This window comes from Amycolatopsis decaplanina DSM 44594, assembly GCF_000342005.1.
Classification (GTDB): Bacteria; Actinomycetota; Actinomycetes; order Mycobacteriales; family Pseudonocardiaceae; genus Amycolatopsis; species Amycolatopsis decaplanina.
The window spans coordinates 389,333-405,711 of the sequence record NZ_AOHO01000055.1 but is presented as its reverse complement, the minus strand read 5'-3'; the positions used below and the strand labels follow the sequence as shown (position 1 = coordinate 405,711).

The 16,379-nt window shown below is 69.1% G+C and carries 19 protein-coding genes; 12 read left to right on the top strand and 7 right to left on the bottom strand.

Annotated elements, in window-relative coordinates; translation table 11 throughout:
• Window positions 1-3: 3 nt before the first annotated feature.
• Window positions 4-552, bottom strand: coding sequence for a cysteine dioxygenase (locus H074_RS19065; protein WP_007031681.1), 549 nt, complete (start codon window positions 550-552; stop codon window positions 4-6).
• 322 nt (window positions 553-874) lie between these two features.
• Here H074_RS19065 and H074_RS19060 point away from each other — a divergent pair, with 322 nt between their 5' ends.
• The 6 genes from H074_RS19060 (at window position 875) to H074_RS19035 (ending at window position 5,888) form a co-directional block, all read left to right on the top strand.
• Window positions 875-1,687 (top strand): ABC transporter ATP-binding protein, encoded by an 813-nt coding sequence (locus H074_RS19060; protein ID WP_007031680.1) that lies wholly within the window; start codon window positions 875-877, stop codon window positions 1,685-1,687.
• Between the two features lie 94 nt (window positions 1,688-1,781).
• On the top strand, window positions 1,782-2,561 hold the full coding sequence (locus H074_RS19055) for an enoyl-CoA hydratase/isomerase family protein (protein ID WP_007031679.1): 780 nt from the start codon (window positions 1,782-1,784) through the stop codon (window positions 2,559-2,561).
• A 5-nt stretch (window positions 2,562-2,566) separates the two neighbouring features.
• On the top strand, window positions 2,567-3,529 hold the full coding sequence (locus tag H074_RS19050; protein WP_007031678.1) for a class I SAM-dependent methyltransferase: 963 nt from the start codon (window positions 2,567-2,569) through the stop codon (window positions 3,527-3,529).
• The gene (locus tag H074_RS19045) at window positions 3,530-4,699 is read left to right on the top strand and encodes a class I SAM-dependent methyltransferase (protein WP_007031677.1); all 1,170 of its coding nucleotides are present in this window, start codon (window positions 3,530-3,532) and stop codon (window positions 4,697-4,699) included.
• An 11-nt stretch (window positions 4,700-4,710) separates the two neighbouring features.
• The gene (locus H074_RS19040; RefSeq protein WP_007031676.1) at window positions 4,711-5,475 is read left to right on the top strand and encodes an HAD family acid phosphatase; all 765 of its coding nucleotides are present in this window, start codon (window positions 4,711-4,713) and stop codon (window positions 5,473-5,475) included.
• A 38-nt stretch (window positions 5,476-5,513) separates the two neighbouring features.
• A complete protein-coding gene (locus H074_RS19035) occupies window positions 5,514-5,888 on the top strand; it encodes a DUF427 domain-containing protein (RefSeq protein WP_039922787.1) in 375 nt (124 codons plus the stop codon).
• 3 nt (window positions 5,889-5,891) lie between these two features.
• Here H074_RS19035 and H074_RS19030 read toward each other — a convergent pair whose 3' ends face one another.
• Window positions 5,892-6,611 (bottom strand): hypothetical protein, encoded by a 720-nt coding sequence (locus tag H074_RS19030; protein ID WP_007031674.1) that lies wholly within the window; start codon window positions 6,609-6,611, stop codon window positions 5,892-5,894.
• 66 nt (window positions 6,612-6,677) lie between these two features.
• On the opposite strand from H074_RS19030, the gene H074_RS19025 reads away from it, so the two are divergent.
• Both H074_RS19025 and H074_RS19020 read left to right on the top strand, forming a co-directional pair.
• Window positions 6,678-7,454, top strand: a complete 777-nt coding sequence (locus H074_RS19025; RefSeq protein WP_007031673.1) for a helix-turn-helix domain-containing protein — start codon at window positions 6,678-6,680, stop codon at window positions 7,452-7,454.
• A 28-nt stretch (window positions 7,455-7,482) separates the two neighbouring features.
• Window positions 7,483-7,908, top strand: coding sequence for an acyl-CoA thioesterase (locus H074_RS19020; protein ID WP_007031672.1), 426 nt, complete (start codon window positions 7,483-7,485; stop codon window positions 7,906-7,908).
• Here H074_RS19020 and H074_RS19015 read toward each other — a convergent pair whose 3' ends face one another.
• Complete coding sequence (locus tag H074_RS19015) at window positions 7,909-8,436, bottom strand: GNAT family N-acetyltransferase (RefSeq protein WP_007031671.1); 528 nt, start codon at window positions 8,434-8,436, stop codon at window positions 7,909-7,911.
• 27 nt (window positions 8,437-8,463) lie between these two features.
• Between H074_RS19015 and H074_RS19010 the strand changes: the two genes are divergently transcribed.
• The gene (locus H074_RS19010; protein WP_085940969.1) at window positions 8,464-9,342 is read left to right on the top strand and encodes an aminoglycoside phosphotransferase family protein; all 879 of its coding nucleotides are present in this window, start codon (window positions 8,464-8,466) and stop codon (window positions 9,340-9,342) included.
• Window positions 9,343-9,345: 3 nt separating this feature from the next.
• Window positions 9,346-9,810, top strand: a complete 465-nt coding sequence (locus H074_RS19005; RefSeq protein WP_007031669.1) for a GNAT family N-acetyltransferase — start codon at window positions 9,346-9,348, stop codon at window positions 9,808-9,810.
• Window positions 9,811-9,979: 169 nt separating this feature from the next.
• On the opposite strand, the gene H074_RS19000 is transcribed toward H074_RS19005, so the two are convergent.
• Complete coding sequence (locus H074_RS19000) at window positions 9,980-11,236, bottom strand: HNH endonuclease signature motif containing protein (RefSeq protein ID WP_039922785.1); 1,257 nt, start codon at window positions 11,234-11,236, stop codon at window positions 9,980-9,982.
• Window positions 11,237-11,635: 399 nt separating this feature from the next.
• Between H074_RS19000 and H074_RS18995 the strand changes: the two genes are divergently transcribed.
• On the top strand, window positions 11,636-12,487 hold the full coding sequence (locus tag H074_RS18995; protein WP_007031667.1) for a nitroreductase/quinone reductase family protein: 852 nt from the start codon (window positions 11,636-11,638) through the stop codon (window positions 12,485-12,487).
• 460 nt (window positions 12,488-12,947) lie between these two features.
• On the top strand, window positions 12,948-13,934 hold the full coding sequence (locus tag H074_RS18990) for an acyl-CoA desaturase (protein ID WP_007031666.1): 987 nt from the start codon (window positions 12,948-12,950) through the stop codon (window positions 13,932-13,934).
• Window positions 13,935-13,968: 34 nt separating this feature from the next.
• Here H074_RS18990 and H074_RS18985 read toward each other — a convergent pair whose 3' ends face one another.
• From H074_RS18985 to H074_RS18975, 3 genes are read right to left on the bottom strand one after another with little or no spacing between them, the layout of a single operon-like run.
• The gene (locus tag H074_RS18985; protein WP_007031665.1) at window positions 13,969-15,021 is read right to left on the bottom strand and encodes a sigma-70 family RNA polymerase sigma factor; all 1,053 of its coding nucleotides are present in this window, start codon (window positions 15,019-15,021) and stop codon (window positions 13,969-13,971) included.
• Between the two features lie 5 nt (window positions 15,022-15,026).
• On the bottom strand, window positions 15,027-15,683 hold the full coding sequence (locus H074_RS18980) for an enoyl-CoA hydratase-related protein (RefSeq protein WP_039922784.1): 657 nt from the start codon (window positions 15,681-15,683) through the stop codon (window positions 15,027-15,029).
• A gap of 1 nt (window position 15,684) precedes the next feature.
• Window positions 15,685-16,293, bottom strand: coding sequence for a TetR/AcrR family transcriptional regulator (locus H074_RS18975; RefSeq protein ID WP_007031663.1), 609 nt, complete (start codon window positions 16,291-16,293; stop codon window positions 15,685-15,687).
• Window positions 16,294-16,379: the final 86 nt, after the last annotated feature.

Genomic DNA, 16,379 nt, shown 5'->3' with positions numbered 1-16,379 from the left:
TGCTCATCGGCCCAGTATCGGGGCCGGCGAGGGGATCTCGGCGGGGACGTCGGCGAGCGTGCGGTACTCGCGGGTCGCGACCAGCGGCGGCGAGTAAGCGTGGACGCTGGCGGCGGGCTCGGTGCCGATGCCGGTCACCTGGTGCGCGCGGCCCGCGCCGAAGCCGATGCCCTCGCCCGCGGCGTGCGTGCGGCGCCGGACCGGGCCGCCGGGGTAGCGGTACTCCTCGCCGAGTTCGCCCTGCAGCACGGTGAACGAGCCGGAAGCGCCGCCGTGGTCGTGCGGTTTGGTCCGCTGGCCGGGCAGCCAGGACAGCAGCCACAGCTCGACGCCGTCGGTCAGCGCGAGCCGTGCCCACCAGCGGTGGTCCTCGTCGAATCGCAGCAGGCCGCGCAGGCCCGCGGTCAGCTCGGTCGTGACGGTCGAGGTCAGCTCGGCCAGCTCCCGGGGCGTCCAGAGCAGACGCTCGGGGTGCAGCAGTTCCGGCAGCAGCGGGTCGACCAGCCGAGGGTGGATCTCGAAGTCCTGACGGGGCGTGATGGACGTGGTCACGGTGAGGCTCCTCGTGAAAGTTCGCGGGCTCGGAGGCAGGGCCGAACGCGGCGCGACACGGGTGTGCCGTCGGAAGAGCGGAACTCAGCCGTGTCGCGCGGTGGTACACCCGCACGAGGCGACGAGGAGCAGGTCGATGGCACGACGGCGCCAGAAAGAGCCCCCGATGACGGGGAAGGCGGCGGCCACGGACCTGATCACGTCCTCGATGCTGCCACAGTGTCCTGCCCAGGGTCGCTTCGTCTCACTTCCTGGACCAGCCGCTTTCCACCGACCGGCGGCCCGGTGCACACACGCGCGCGTGTGCGGACACAATGGGCGCGTGAGCGAGCCGATCCAGCCCAGCGAACTTGACGACCTCGTGGTGAGGATGACCGGTGTCGGGGTCCGCCGAACAGGCAACGACCTCCTCGCCGACCTCGATTGGACCGTGGAACTGGACGAGCGCTGGGTGGTGCTCGGCCCGAACGGCGCGGGCAAGACCACCCTGCTCCGGCTGGCCGCGGCCGAACTCCACCCGACCACCGGAACGGTCGACCTGCTCGGCGACCGGATCGGCAAGGTCAACATCTTCGAGCTGCGCCCGCGGATCGGGTTCACCTCGGCCGCGATCGCCCAGCGTGTGCCCGGCGAGGAACGCGTCGTCGACGTCGTGGTGAGCGCCGGTTACGCCGTCGTCGGCCGCTGGCGTGAGGAATACGACAGCCTCGACACCGACCGCGCACTGGAGCTCCTGGGCGCCCTCGGCATCGCGCACCTGGCGGAGCGCACCTTCGGCACGCTGTCCGAGGGCGAGCGCAAGCGGACGCTGATCGCGCGTTCGCTGATGACCGACCCGGAGATGCTGCTGCTCGACGAGCCCGCCGCCGGACTCGACCTCGGCGGCCGCGAGGACCTCGTCGCCCGCCTTTCGGAGCTGGCCCTCGACCCGGAGGCCCCGGCGATGGTGCTCGTCACCCATCACGTGGAAGAAATCCCGCCGGGATTCACCCACGCGCTGTTGCTGCGCGACGGCCGCGCGGTCGCCTCCGGCCTCGTGGACGACGTCGTGACCAGCGACAACCTGTCCAAGACGTTCGACCAGGACCTCCTGCTCGAACGGTCCGGTGATCGCTTCTTCGCCCGTCGACGCTGAGTCTTCCGGGGGCGACCCCCGGACCCCCGAAGAGGTCGTACTGACCGGTAGCCTGCAGTCTGTCGTTGTGGACGGCCCGTTGAGGAGGACTGGCGTGGGAGAGTTCGTAAGCCTTGAGGTCGAAGGCGGGGTCGGCACGATCCGGCTGGACCGCCCGCCGGTCAACGCGCTGAACAACCAGGTGCAGGCCGAGCTGGCCGAGGCGGCCCGTGAGGCGTCCGAGCGCGACGACGTACGCGCCGTGATCCTCTACGGTGGCGAGAAGACCTTCGCGGGTGGTGCGGACATCAAGGAGATGGCCGAGCGCACGTACCCCGAGATCGCGAAGTTCGGCGCGGCGCTGACGGCGTCGCTGGCCACCATCGCGAACATCCCGAAGCCGGTCGTCGCGGCCATCACCGGCTACGCGCTGGGCGGCGGCCTCGAACTCGCGCTGACCGCCGACCGCCGGATCGCCGGCGACAACGTCAAGGTCGGCCAGCCGGAGATCCAGCTCGGCGTCATCCCCGGTGCCGGTGGCACGCAGCGCCTCGCGCGGCTCATCGGCCCGAGCAAGACCAAGGACCTCGTGTTCACCGGCCGCTTCGTGAAGGCCGATGAGGCCCTCGCGCTGGGCATCCTCGACGAGGTCGTGGCGCCGGACGACGTCTACGCCGCCGCGCACAAGTGGGCCTCGCAGTTCGGAGGAGGTCCGGCCGTGGCGCTTCGCGCCGCGAAGGCCGCCATCGACGGCGGTCTCGACACCGACCTCGCGAGCGGCCTCAAGCTCGAATCCCACCTCTTCGCCGCGCTCTGGGCGACCGAGGACCAGCGCAACGGCATGAAGTCGTTCATCGAAAACGGCCCCGGCAAGGCCACCTTCGAGGGGAAGTAAGCACGATGACCCAGGTGAACGACCCCGCGCCGAACCCGCACGCCACCGCCGAAGAGGTCAAGGCCGCCTTCGGCGACCCCAAGCTCGCCAACGTGCTCTACCACGACTGGGAAGCCGGGACCTACGACGAGAAGTGGTCCATCTCCTACGACGAGCGCTGCATCTCCTACGCGACGGACGTGTTCAACGCCGTCGCCGGTGAAGACGGCCAGCCGTACCCGACCGCGATGGAACTGGGCAGCGGCACCGGCTTCTTCCTGCTGAACCTGATGCAGGGCGGGGTGATCAAGAAGGGGTCGGTCACCGACCTCTCGCCGGGAATGGTGCAGGTCGCGTTGCGCAACGCCGAGAACCTCGGCCTCGACGTCGACGGCCGGGTCGCCGACGCGGAGCGGATCCCGTACGAGGACAACAGTTTCGACCTCGTCGTCGGGCACGCCGTGCTGCACCACATCCCGGACGTCCGCGCGGCGTTCGCCGAGGTGCTGCGGGTGCTGAAGCCGGGCGGCCGGTTCGTCTTCGCGGGCGAGCCGACGAAGGTCGGCGACTTCTACGCCCGCAAGCTCGGCCAGATCACGTGGTACCTCACCACCAACCTGACCAAGCTCCCGGTGCTGAACGGCTGGCGCCGTCCGCAGGAGGAACTCGACGAGTCCTCCCGCGCGGCCGCGCTGGAGGCCGTGGTCGACATCCACACGTTCGACCCGTCCGACCTCGAGTCGATGGCCCGCGGCGCGGGCGCGCAGGACGTCCGCGCGGTCACCGAGGAGTTCGCCGCCGCTCTCGCGGGCTGGCCGATCCGGACCTTCGAAGCCGCCGTACCGCAGGAGAAGCTGACCCTGCGCTGGCGTCTGTTCGCGTACCGGCTGTGGCTGCGGCTGTCCGCTTTGGACAAGAAGCTGCTCGCCAAGGTGCTGCCGCGCGAGCTGTTCTACAACGTGATGATCACCGGTACCAAGCGTCCGTAGGTGCCGTATCAGTTCACGCTCGACGACGTCGCCTTCCTGCGCTCCGGCGCGGGAAGCGCGGCGCTCGACGAATGCTCGTCCCTGCCGCTGACCGACAAGACCCGCATCGCCGACGTCGCCGCCGTGCGCCGGATCGCCCCGGACCACGCGGCCGCGGTACTGGAAACGGTGGTGCTGCGGCGGAAGTCCTCGCCCAAACTGGACTCCGCGGGCTCGTGGTTGTTCACCGGCGACGCCCTCCAGCAGGCCAGCGCCACTCTGGTCGCCCGGCACCGGGCTTCGCGGCTCGCCGGTCGCGACGTCCATGACGTGACGTGTTCCGTCGGCGCGGACCTGGTCGAGATCGCCCGCGTCGCCTCCCGGGCGCTGGGATCGGATCTGGACGACGTCCGGCTGGCGATGGCGCGGCACAACGCTTTCGAAGCCACGGTTTCGCCCGGTTTGGTGCGTGCCGACGCGTTGCGGCCGGTCAGCCGATCTTCGGTCGTGGTCGCCGATCCCGCCCGCCGCGACTCCGCCGGACGCCGGGCGTGGAAGCCCGCCGATTTCCTGCCGCCGCTGGACGGCCTGGTCGAGGCGTATCCGGGACGCGAACTCTCGGTCAAATGCGCGCCCGGTCTCGATTTCTCCATCGCGCCCTGGGCGGACGAGGTCGAACTGGTCTCTTTGGACGGTCAGGTCCGCGAGGCGTGCCTGTGGCGCGGAGTGGGTTCGACGGTGTCGCGTCGGGCGACGGTGTTGCGTTCGGACGGTGCACAGTGGACGGTCACCGACGCCGACCCCGACGAGATTCCCGTCCGTGAGCCGGGTGAATGGATCGTCGACCCCGACGGCGCCGTGGTCCGGGCCGGACTCGTGCGGCATTACGCGGCGCGACATGGCTTGTGGCAGCTCGACGAACGCATCGCGTACCTGACCGGGGACAGTCCGCCACCGGGAATCCGGGCGTTCCGGGTGTTCGAGCACGGACCGTACAGCGAGAAGAATCTTCGTGTACTGCTGAGAAAACACGATATCGGTCGGCTGGAGATCCTCGTCCGCGGTCTCGACATAGACCCGGATGCCTTGCGCCGCAAGCTGAAACCGCGCGGCGGTGAAGAAGCTACTTTGGTACTGACCAGAATCGGTCGTTCTGGAGTAGCGTTCCTTTGCCGCGCACAGCTGACGTGAGGAGCATTTCCATGAGCCGGTTCACCGGTCTGCTGAAACTGGCCGCCGCCGCGGCCGCCGGAGCCGTCCTCGCGGGCGGTGCCACCGCCGTCGCGAATCAAGACGACGCCACCTGGCGGCGTGGTCACGAGCCCGCCAACATCGGCCAGGTCAAACTCGACGTGAAGGCCTACTACGGCGATGTCGTCGGCAGCGACGGCAAGCACCGATACTCCGAGGGCAGCCGGTTCGTCACCGACACCAAGCGCCAGGTCGAGGACGCCAAGCGCTACCTCACGCGGAGGCTGGACCGGGGCGTCGAGAACCCCGCCGTCGTGTTCGACGTCGACGACACCGCCGAGGTCACCTACGGCTGGGAAGCGGACAACGACTTCGGCTTCGACCCGGTGAAGCAGCAGGAAGCGATCGACAAGGGTACGTTCGTCGCGAACAAGCCGGTGCTGGAACTGGCGAACTGGGCCGCGCAGCGCGGCGTGAAGATCTACTTCCTGACCGGGCGCAACGAGTTCCAGGGCCCGCAGTCGCTCAAGAACCTCGCGAACGAGGGCTACCCGGCGCCGGCGGGGGCGTTCTTCAAACCGAAGACCACCGCGCCGGACTACCTGCCGTGCGGGCTGACCTGCACCACCGTCCAGTACAAATCGGGCACTCGGAAGCACATCGCCGCGACCGGCGCGACCATCCTGGCCAACTTCGGCGACCAGTTCAGCGACCTCGAAGGCGGTTACGCCGAGTTCCCGGTCAAGCTGCCGAATCCGATGTACTACCTGCCCTGACGGGGAATATCCGCGCGTTCGGCGTCGCTGTGCCCGGTATGTCTGACAAGAAGGTGTTGAAGCCCAGCGCGGCCCATCCGATCACGGTGGCGCCGAACCCGGCGCGGGTGGTCGTCACGGCAGGCGGGAAGGTCGTGGCGGACAGCGCGAACGTGCTCACGCTGCGGGAGGCGAACTACCCGCCCGTGCAGTACATCCCGCGTGCCGACGTCGATTTCGGCCTGCTGGAGCGGACGGAACACTCGACGTACTGCCCGTTCAAGGGCGACGCGTCGTACTACAGCATCCGCACCGGCGACGGCCTCGCCGAGAACGCCGTCTGGACCTACGAGGCGCCGCACGACGCGGTCGCCGGGATCAAGGACCACGTGGCGTTCTACCCGACGAAGGTCGACGCGATCGAAGAGCGCTGACCCTCAGGGGAGCCGGTTGATCCGGTCCCCGTCGGCCGCGAGCGAGGTGTCGGATTCGATCCGCCATGCCTCCAGGCCGGGTGTCTCCAGGAGCGCGTCGATCAGGGCCTCGTCCCCGGCGACGAGGGTCGAATCGAAGTCGACCTCGGTGGCGACGCACCACGCGCGATCGTCCGGCCAGAACAGATTGGGGGATTGCGCCTCGAACCAGTTCGGCCGGGGCCGCCAGCCGAGTTCGGCCGCCGACTTCAGCGGCCCGCTGAACAGCAGGTAGTCCCGGCCGGGAAGGCGCAGGCGCGGCGCGTCGAGATGCTCGCGGGACAACGTCGCCTCGTCGGCCCAGTCGTAACCTTCCCAAAGGCAGAACCAGGCTTCCGAGGCGGACGTGTGCTCGCCGAGAACGGCCAGCAGGGCGGTGAGGCTGTGCGACGGCAGGGTGCCGCGTCCCGGCGGGGAGCCCCGCCAGAGCGCGCCGGTGAGATTCACCGGATCCGGGGAGCCGACGAGCGCGTGCCACTGCATGGCGCCATGGGCCCGGCGTCCCGTTTCGGCCGCGGCTTCGCGCCAGCTCGCCCAGCCGCCGCGGTCGCGTTCGGCGGGGTGGCAGAGGCGCGCGTAGGCGGCGTATCCACGCGGGACCGTGCGGCCTGCCGCGCCGAAAGCCCCGCCGAGCCTGGAGGAGATCCACTCGGCAGGGGACGGGTCGAGCACCGGCCGCAGCACGACGGCAAGTCTTCAGCATGATCAAGTGGAGCGCATCTTGTCGGTGGGCGGGGGCATACTGCCGGCGTGGGTGTTCCGCTGCGTCGCCGTTCGGGCCGTTCGGTGTACCGCGAAAGCACGCCGGCCGCGGCGGTGGCCGGCGTGGTCGAGAGCGCCTGGACGGGCTTGGTGGGGTGCCGCCGTCCGCTGACGGTGTTCCCGGACGGCTGTGTGGACCTCGTCTGGGACGGGAGGGTGCTCGCCGCGGTCACCACGGTGCACGGTGTGCTGCGGCATGACCTGCCGTCGGCGGACTGGACCGTCGGGCTCCGCCTGCGATGCGGCGCCGGCGGTGCGGTGCTGGGCCTGCCGATGACGGAGCTGACCGCGGGCGCCACCCCGTTGCGCGACGTGTGGGCCGCGAAAGCACGCCGTGCGGAATCCAGGCTGGCCGGGTCCGGGACGCCTGGCGAGGCGCGGTCTGTGCTGGAAGCGCTGGTCGCCGAGCGGATCCGGGACGTCGAGCCGGACGGGCTGTCGGTCGCGGCCGCTCGCGCGTTGCGTGCGCCCGGCGCCCGCACCGACCGGGTGGCGGCGGAGCTCGGTGTGAGCGAGCGTGGCCTTCGGCGGCATGTGCGGCACGACGTCGGCGTCGGTCCCAAGGAACTGCAGCGGGTGCTGCGGTTCCACCGGTTCCTCAATCGGGTCGAGGCCGTGGCACGGGACCATGCGTCGCTCGCCGGCGTCGCCGCCGATGTGGGCTACGCGGATCAGTCTCACCTCGGACGGGAGTGCCGACGGCTGGCGGGCGCCTCGCCCGGCGCGCTCGTGCGGTCCTGGACTGGCCGAAACGTTCCAGACTGAGGTGACCCGCCGAGGCGAAGATCGGGAAGTGCTCGAACCTTTTCGCGTCACCATCGACATCCGCACGGACGATCTCGACATCAACGGTCACGTACGCGGCCCCGCCTACCTCGCGTACGCCGATCACGCGCGCTGGGAATGCGTGTGGGCGGCCGGGGTGGACCCGTTGGCGCTCAAGGCCGGGAACCTCGGCCCCGTGAACCTCGAAACGACGATCCGGTTCCGCCGCGAGCTTCGCGCCCGCGCGCGGATCGACGTCTTGACCCGGTTCACCTGGGAGCCGGGCAAAGTGTCACGCGTCGTCCAGGAATTCGTGGCTCCGGACGGTGCCGTCGTCGCCGAGGTGGAAAGCGTCTCCGGGCTGCTGGATCTCGAACGACGACGTCTGGTCACGGAACCGGGGCGACACTGGCGGAAATACGCGGCGCGGCCGGAAATCCTCGGTCTGCCGTGATCACGGGCCGACGGCCGCTCGCCGCTGGTAAAGGCTGGTGGGCCATTCAGCCGCGGGCGGGTCCGCCACGTGCTCGAAGCCCGCACGCGCGTAAAGCCCGCGCAAGGCCGGGTGGTCCCTCGTGGTCGCCACCCGGACGAAGGCCTTGCCCCGCGCGGCGGCTTTCTCGCCGATCCAGTCGATGATCCGGTTCCCGGGCCCGGCCCCGGCCGCTTTCCGCGCCACCGCGAGGCGGCCCAGATAGTAGGCCGATTCCGCGGTTACGCCCCAGAGTTCCGGATCCGCCTCGGTCACCACGCAGGTCGCGATCGGCTCGCGGCGTCCGATGATCAGCAGCGCCTCGCCCACCTGGATCTGGTGGCGTACCGATTCCCGCGGAAAGCGTTGCGGCCATTGATGGATCCCGCGGCCCGCCAGCCAGGCGGCGGCCTCGGCGAGGAGGTCGAGTACGGCGTCCTCCTCGCCCGGCCGGGCCGGACGGATGGTGGTCTCCGGGGTGAGCGGCTCCGGGCCGGTGAGGATCGGCATGGCTCGATGATGCCCGGCGGTGGTTGGATGTCCGTCGTGGTCGACGAGAACCTCGTACGGAAGTTGATCGCGGCACAGTTCCCTCGGTGGGATGGGCAGGCGGTCGAACGGTGGCCGTCCGGTGGCACGGTCAACGCCATGTTCCGGCTGGGCGACGACATGGTCGTACGGTTGCCGCTGACAAAGAGCGGTGCGCAGGACGTGGCGCTGGAGCAGAAGTGGCTGCCCCGTATCGCGTCACGGCTGCCCACGCCGATCCCCGAGGTGCTCGGGGCAGGACTGCCCGCGGACGGTTACCCGTGGCCATGGTCGGTATATCGCTGGCTGCCGGGTGAGAATCCGCGGCCGGATGCGCTCGGCTTGCCCGTGCCGCTTGCCGAAGACCTGGCCGAGTTCGTGCTGGCGATGCGACGCATTCCGCCGACGCGGGCGCCGAAGGCACACCGCGGCGGACCGCTCGCGACGCTGGACGCGGAGACGCGGTCGGCGATCGAACACCTGCGCACGATTCCGGAAGAGAACGTCGACTGCGACGCCGTCCTCGCTCTCTGGGAGGACGCGTTGCGGACGCCGGAGCCGGAGGGGGCGCCGGTGTGGCTGCACGCCGACCTGATGCCGGGCAACCTCCTGTTGGACGGCGATCGGCTCTCCGCAGTGATCGATTTCGGCTGCATGGGCGCGGGCGATCCGGCCTGCGACCTGTTCCCGGCGTGGAATCTCTTGCCCGCCGATGCGCGGGAAGTCTTCCGGGAGGCCCTGGGCGTGGACGACGTGACCTGGAGCCGCGGCCGCGTGAGGACTCTTTCGCAGGCGCTGATCGCATTGCCGTACTACCGGGAGACGAACGAGGCCATGGCGGGAAACGCGCGGCACGTGATCCGGGCCGTGGTGGACGAGGGGGGTTAGGGCATGACACTCCGGCTGGCCGAGGTCACGGCCGCCAACTTCGACGCCGCGATCGAGCTGAAGGTCCACCCGGATCAGAACCATTTGGTCGCGCCGGTCGTGAAGTCCCTCGCCGAGGCCTATGTGTACCCCGGCATCGCTTGGCCTCGACTCATTTTCGACGGCGACCGGCTGGTGGGTTTCCTCATGGCCTTCCTGGGCATCGACTTCGCGGGTGACGGCACGGGCACCGACATCCGCTCAGGGCTGTGGCGGCTCAACATCGCGGCCGTCGAGCAGGGCCGGGGCTACGGCCGTTTCGCGGTCGGGGCCGTGGCCGCCGAGATCCGCCGCCGGGGCGGCAACCGCCTCACCGCCTCCTGGCACCCGGGCGAGGACGGGCCCGAGCGCTTTTACCTGAGGCTCGGGTTCCGGTTGACAGGAGAGAAGAGCGGGGATCAGGTGGTCGGGGAGTTGGCCTTGGATTAGGGACTCCGCCGGATGCCGCGGTTCGTTCGGGACAGGCGGGGAAAGGGACTTTCCCCGCATTCGATGCGAGGTGAGTCCCTTCGCCTCGTGAGTGGTAAGGACGGTTCTAACCGTCCTTACCACTCACGAGGCTCGCCGCTCACGACCAACTGAGCCCAACGGGGTCGGCTTATGTCCGGAGGTGCATGGTGTTGCGTCTTGGGGTTCCGGTGGGGTCGAGGTAGGCGGGTGGGGTGAATTCGGGGAGTCCGTCTTGGGCGATGCGGACTTTCCATTCGCTGTGGTGGATCAACCGGTGATGCCGAGTACACAACAACACCAGGTTGTCGATCTTTGTTTCGCCGTGGTGGCGCCAAAAAACGATGTGGTGGGCGGTGCAGCGCGGTACCGGCATGTCGCAGCCGGGGAACGCGCAGCCGCCGTCGCGAATGGTGAGCGCGTACTTCTGCGCCAGCGACACGGTGCGTTTCGAGCGGCCGATGTCCAAGGGTTCGCCTGCGGTGCCGAGGACGCCAGGGCGGACGCGGGCGTCGCAGGCGAGGATGCGGGCGTCGGTGGCGCTGATCGGCCCGACGAGGTCGAGGTGGGCTTCCCCGAGATCGCGCATGAGGTCCTCATACGACATGGTGACCAGGATGTGCGTCGCTTCCCCGGCCTGGCCGGGCAGATTCCGGCTGGTGGTTTTCAACCGGACGTAGTCGGTGAACGCGTCGCCGTAGCGTTCGTCCTGGGTGCGGGAGTCCCGGACGCCGTCGATGGCTTTGTGTGGTTTGGCCATGGGGTCGAGGTCGGACTTCAGGCGTGCGTAGGTTTCGAGGTCGAGTCGCGCTTTGAGGCCGAGGGTGCCGTCGCGGTGTGTGACGAACCGCAGCTCCGGTCGGGTGTCCTTCGGGTCCTCGTTGCGGGGTTCTTTGCCGTCCGGGTCGAGTTTGTCCAGCAGACGGCGCCCGGCGCGGGCGATCTGCCGTGGCCCCGCCTGCCGGGCGAGGTCGACGAGGATCTTCTCCCCGCTCCGCACGTCCTCTTCCGGCACGCTCGAAGGAATCCGCGCGAGGGTACGGATGATCGCGTCGATCTGGCTGCCGCCGATCGCGCCCTCGGCCGCGGCTTCGGCGGTGAGGGGCGCCAGGGGTGGAACGACACCGCCGCCTACCTCCACGCCGGGATGCAGCGCCAGCACGCGGTCGGCGCGGGCACTGGCTTCCTTGTCCGTGACATGGAAATCCTCGAAAATCATCGCCGCCAACGTCGAATGACCTGAACATCCCCGAACCCCGCGCGCGTTGATTTCCGCCAGGATCGCATTCTGTTCGGCATCCGCTTGACGCTTCAGCACTTCCAATTCCTGCTTACGGGCATGCAGCGTCGCCGTATCGACACGCCACCACTCGGTGCACGTCGTCTCGGGTCTGTTGTCGCTGGCCACGACATCGACATTACTCCGAATCGAACACCTGCGCTAGCCCTATCGGCCTAGTGGGCAAAAATGCATGAAATAGAAGCGAAGCGAAGAATGTGAAGTATTCTTAAGGCGGCGAAGCGCCTTTAAAGCCGCGAAGAGCGTTGAGGAAGCAAGGCAGGTGCGCGTCAGCCCGGCCCCGTGCTAACGTCGTTCCCGAGCCCCGTATGGGCCTACGCATGGAGGTAGCGGCTACTCGGCCACCAGAGATCGGCACACACCGTCTCTCGCATTCACTCATCCCCACGTCGTGGGATGACGCCTCCGTGCGGTGCGCTCGAAAGCCGGGCGCGTCCAGGCTCGTGTGCTCTCTTCCGGTGGTGGTTCCGCGCCCTCCTGTCGACACATCGATGGGAAAGGAACGCATTGACCGGCTTCAACGACCAGGTGATCGAGGAACTCAGGCGAAGTAACGGAGAGCTCGGCGGCATGTTCGAGGGATGGAAGCTGATCCTGCTCACCACCACCGGTGCCAAGAGCGGTAGGCGGCGGACGAATCCGTTGGGGTATCTCGATATCGACGGCAAGACCGTCGTCGTCGCTTCGAACATGGGGGCGCCGGCGCATCCGGGCTGGTACCACAACATCCGGCGTGACCATCGGGTCACGATCGAGACGGGGACCGAGACCTATGAGGCGATCGCGGCCATTCCGCCCGCGGCGGAGCGTGACGCGTTGTTCGTGAAGGTCGTCGCCGCGGAGCCGGGTTTCGCCGAGTATCAGGCGAAAACGACTCGGGAGCTGCCTGTCGTGATCTTGCACCGGATCGACGACCGGGTGCGGGGGATGGGGGATTTCCTGGTGGAGGTCCACGAGTGGCTGCGAGAGGAACTCAAGACGTTGCGCGCCGGGGTGGACGACCTCGTGGCCGGTCGTGCGGGCGTGCTCACCATGGAGAAATCCTTGCGGGCGCATTGTGTTTCATTCTGTGAGGCGCTGACCAAGCATCACACCGGTGAGGACATGGGCGCGTTTCCCATGCTGGCGCAACGCTTTCCCGCCCTCGCGCCGGTGTTGACCAAGCTCGGGGAGGACCACGTCGTCGTCGCGGAGCTGCAGAAGCGGATCCGTGAGCTCGTGGAGGCCTACGTCCACGGCGAGAGCGACCCTGTGCGCTTGCGCGACGAGTTCGACGTGCTCGCGGGGAAGCTCGAAGCGCATTTCGCCCACGAAGAGCGAGCCGTCGTGGCGGCGCTCAACGTGACGGCTCCCGGCTGATCGGGGTGGACGCCCTGGGGTTTCGGCCCCGGGGCGTGTACCGTGGTCGGTGGCGGCGCTGTCACAGCGTGACGCCGATCCAGTGCGAGGCGGCGGGAAATCGTCCCCGGGCCTCGCCGAAGACCGCGAACCAGCGGTCCCCTTCGAAAGGTTTCACCGTCAAAACTCACAGCACGGACAGTGCGCTGTTCAGTCATCCGCTCGAGGCACAGACCGAGCGATACGACCCGACCGCTCCCCAGGGCGAGCGATACGTGGATCTTTTTCGCGAACCCTCTTACCCCGCACCGGAACCATCGGCCGACGCCGTTCGTTGAACGGGCCAGTCCAACGTTTTGGGTGTCGTGTTGTCCCAGCACGCTCGCGCAGAATTCGTCGCGGGCATGCCTTCGTGCGCCGCGTCGTGCCCCAGGCTTTCGCAGCCGGGCACATGCCTCGGCCATCGACAAGAAACGGCGACATGACCTCAGTTCTCAGACCCCCGGACAGTGAAGAACGGCAGACGCCGCAGCCCCTCCTGTCCGGGGAGCAGTCCCGTACCGAAAACCTTCTCGTCAAGTTGTTCGCGGTAGTACCCCTGCTGGCACTGGCAGCCTCCGTCCCCTTCGCGTGGGGTTGGGGCCTCGGCTGGGTGGATCTCGGCCTGGCGGCCGGGTTCTACTTCCTCACCGGCCTAGGTGTGACCATCGGTTTCCACCGCTACTTCACTCACGGCGCCTTCAAGGCCAACCGTGGCCTGCGGATCGCCCTCGCGGTCGCCGGCAGCATGGCCATGCAAGGCACGGTCATCGGCTGGGTGGCCGACCACCGGCGCCATCACGCCTTCGCCGACCGTGAGGGCGATCCGCACTCCCCGTGGCGGTTCGGCACCGGCCCGGCCGCGCTGGCCCGCGGCTTCTGGCACGCCCATATGGGGTGGCTGTTCGAGCGCGAGAAGACCAACGCGCGGCGGTTCGCCCCGGACCTGCTCGCCGATCGCGACATCGCCCGCGTCGACCGCCTGTTCCCGCTGCTCACCGTCGTGACGCTGCTCGCGCCCGCCGTCCTCGGCGGCGTGATCACCTTGTCGTGGTGGGGCGCGGTCACCGCGTTCTTCTGGGCGAGTCTCGTCCGCGTGGCGCTGCTGCACCACGTCACCTGGTCGGTGAACTCGCTGTGTCACCTGATCGGTGACCGTCCGTTCGCCGCCCGCGACAAATCCGCGAACTTCTGGCCGCTCGCCATCGCCTCGATGGGCGAATCCTGGCACAACTCCCACCACGCCGACCCCACCGGCGCCCGGCACGGCGTCCGCCGCGGCCAGCTCGACATCTCCGCGCGGCTGATCTGGCTGTTCGAGAAAGCGGGCTGGGCGACCGACGTCCGGTGGCCCAAGGCCGACCGCCTCGGCCGCAAACTCAACCCCGGCCATTCCCTGTCACTGCGCCGGAGCGCGCGGCGGGCCTGAGTCCCTCAGCGGATCGCGCCCGCGATGACGTCGATCAGCTCCGGCCCGTGGACAACGCCGGGTCGTTGTGATCGGCGCCCGGGATTTCGATCGCCTTGGCACCGGCCGCCCGCGCCACGTCACGGCTCTGTACGGCCTTCGCCGGGGGAAGATCGAACTTCGCGAACAGGTCCGCGTCGAGGAACGAGGTGATCTCGCGGATCCGATCGTCTCGGAAGGACAGCACGTTGATGGACCAGGCGCGGTGGATGGTGTCGGCCGATTCGCCCAGGTAGCAGGCGACGGCGGGCTGCCCGTTGGCGGTGATGACCTCGGTGCGCCAGCTCGGGCACCGGCCGAGCGGGACCGCGACGGCGAAGGCGGACACGGCGTCGATGCCGCTGTACCACCGCCTGAGCGGTGGCATGGACCAGGTGACGTCCTTGGTCAGCAACGCCACGAGCGCGTCGGCGTCGCCACGTTCCAGTGCCGAGGCGAAATCCGCAGCGATCTCGCGCACCCGGGTGTCTTCTAGCTTCCGCGACGTCTGCTGCCGCCCGGGCGACGGGACCTTTTCGGCCACGATCGCCCGCGCGCGTTGCAGCGCGCTGTTCACCGCCGCGACCGAAGTGTCCATTATGGACGCGATTTCGGCGGCGGAGAAGCCGAGGACTTCGAAGAGCACGAGGGCGGCCCGCTGGTTGCCCGGCAGGTGCTGCAGCGCGGCGACGAACGCCAGCTCGATGGCCTCTCTCCGCTCGTACCGGACGTCCGGCGCGTCAGGGTACGGACCGAGCCACGCCACCTCGGTCGCCGGGGCGTCGTCGAGCGCGACTCGCTCGCTCGACGGGCCCAGGTCCATCGGCAGGGCCCGTTTGCCGCGTGCGGCCGCGATGTCCAGGCAGGTGCGGGTGACGATGGTGTAGAGCCAGGTGCGCATGGAGCTGCGACTCTCGAACCGGTCCATCCCCCGCCAGGCTCGCAGGAGCGCGTCTTGCAGGGCGTCGTCGGCGTCGTGGGCCGAGCCGAGCAGGCGGTAACAGTGGGCGTGCAGCTCGCGGCGCAGCGGCTCGACGAGGCGATCGAACGCCGTGTCGTCGGTGCGCACGACTTCTACTTGGCCCGAAGCGCGGTGACGGCCGTGGTGAACATCGTCGTCTTGATCGCGGACAGTGCGCCGCGGTCCTTCCCGGCGAGCGGGCGGACGAGGTCGGCGGCGTACTCCAGCAGCACGGGCTTCTCGGCGACGGCGTCCACGAGCCCCAGATCCCGCGCGTCCGTGCCGCCGAACCGCCGTCCCGTGGTCATCGACGCGACCGCGGCGGCGGGGGTGATCTTGCCCTGGATCAGCGCCGCCATCCCCGGCGTGAACGGGATGTTGATATCCGCTTCGGGAAAGCAGAAGAACCCGCGGTCGGCGCGCATGACCCGGAAGTCGTGCGCCATCGCCAGCATGGCCCCGGCGCCGAAGGCGTGCCCGTTGATCGCGGCGACCGTGTGCACGCCGAGGGTGAGCACACGGGCCAGCAGTTCGTGGACGTCGGCGACGTACTGCGCGGCCTGGGCGGGGTTGCTGGTGAGCCAGTCGAGGTCGAGGCCGTTCGAGTAGAACTTCCCGGATCCGACGGTGACCAGCACCGCCGGATCCGGATAGGCGACGACGGTGTCCAGCTGGGAGTGGACGGTTTCCAGCCAGGACGGCGAGAAACGGTTCTCGTCATCGCCGAGGTCCAGCAGGAACACCGGGGCGTCGTGGCGAAGAGTGGGCATGTCAGTCCTTCCGTGGGGGTGGGAGCAGGAGTATGGCGTGAACCGCGGCGGAGAGCCGGGCCCGGGAGTCTTCGGAGATCGGCTCACCCGCGGTAAAGGCGCGGCGGAACAGGGCCGTCGGCAGGTCGACCACGCAGGTCGTCAGCACCTCGACGGCCTGTGCGTCCCGCCTGCCCCAGAGCCGTTCGGCGAGCATGACGAGGAGCGCGACCAGGCGTTTGTCGAGTGCGAGGAGGTCGCCGGCGAGGTCTTGGGGGACTTGCGGGCCGAGCAGGTGCTCCTTCTTGACCGTGATGAGCAGGCGGGCGGCCTCCGGCCTTCGGCCGGCGAACACGGCCGGTGCGTTCGCGGCGGCGACGACCGCCGCGGCAGGGTTTTCCGCCTGGTCGGCCAGTTCGGTCTGAAGGTCGAGGAACGCGCCTGCCGCGCGGAGCCAGACACGGGCCAGCAGCGCGCCGAGCGAGCCGAAGGCGTGATAAATCGAGCCGTTGGACACTCCCGCGGCGGTCGCGAGCGACCGGACGGTGACGCCCGGGGCGCCGACCTCGACGACGAGGCGCTCGGCCGCGTCGAGCAGCCGGTCCAGGTCGTGCACGCGGGGGCGGGCCATGGCGCGAGAGTAACAGAGCGCTTGTTCTAAAACGGTGACATGGTGACGGGAACGCGCCGCATCAGGGCGTGACGTGCTTCACGCGA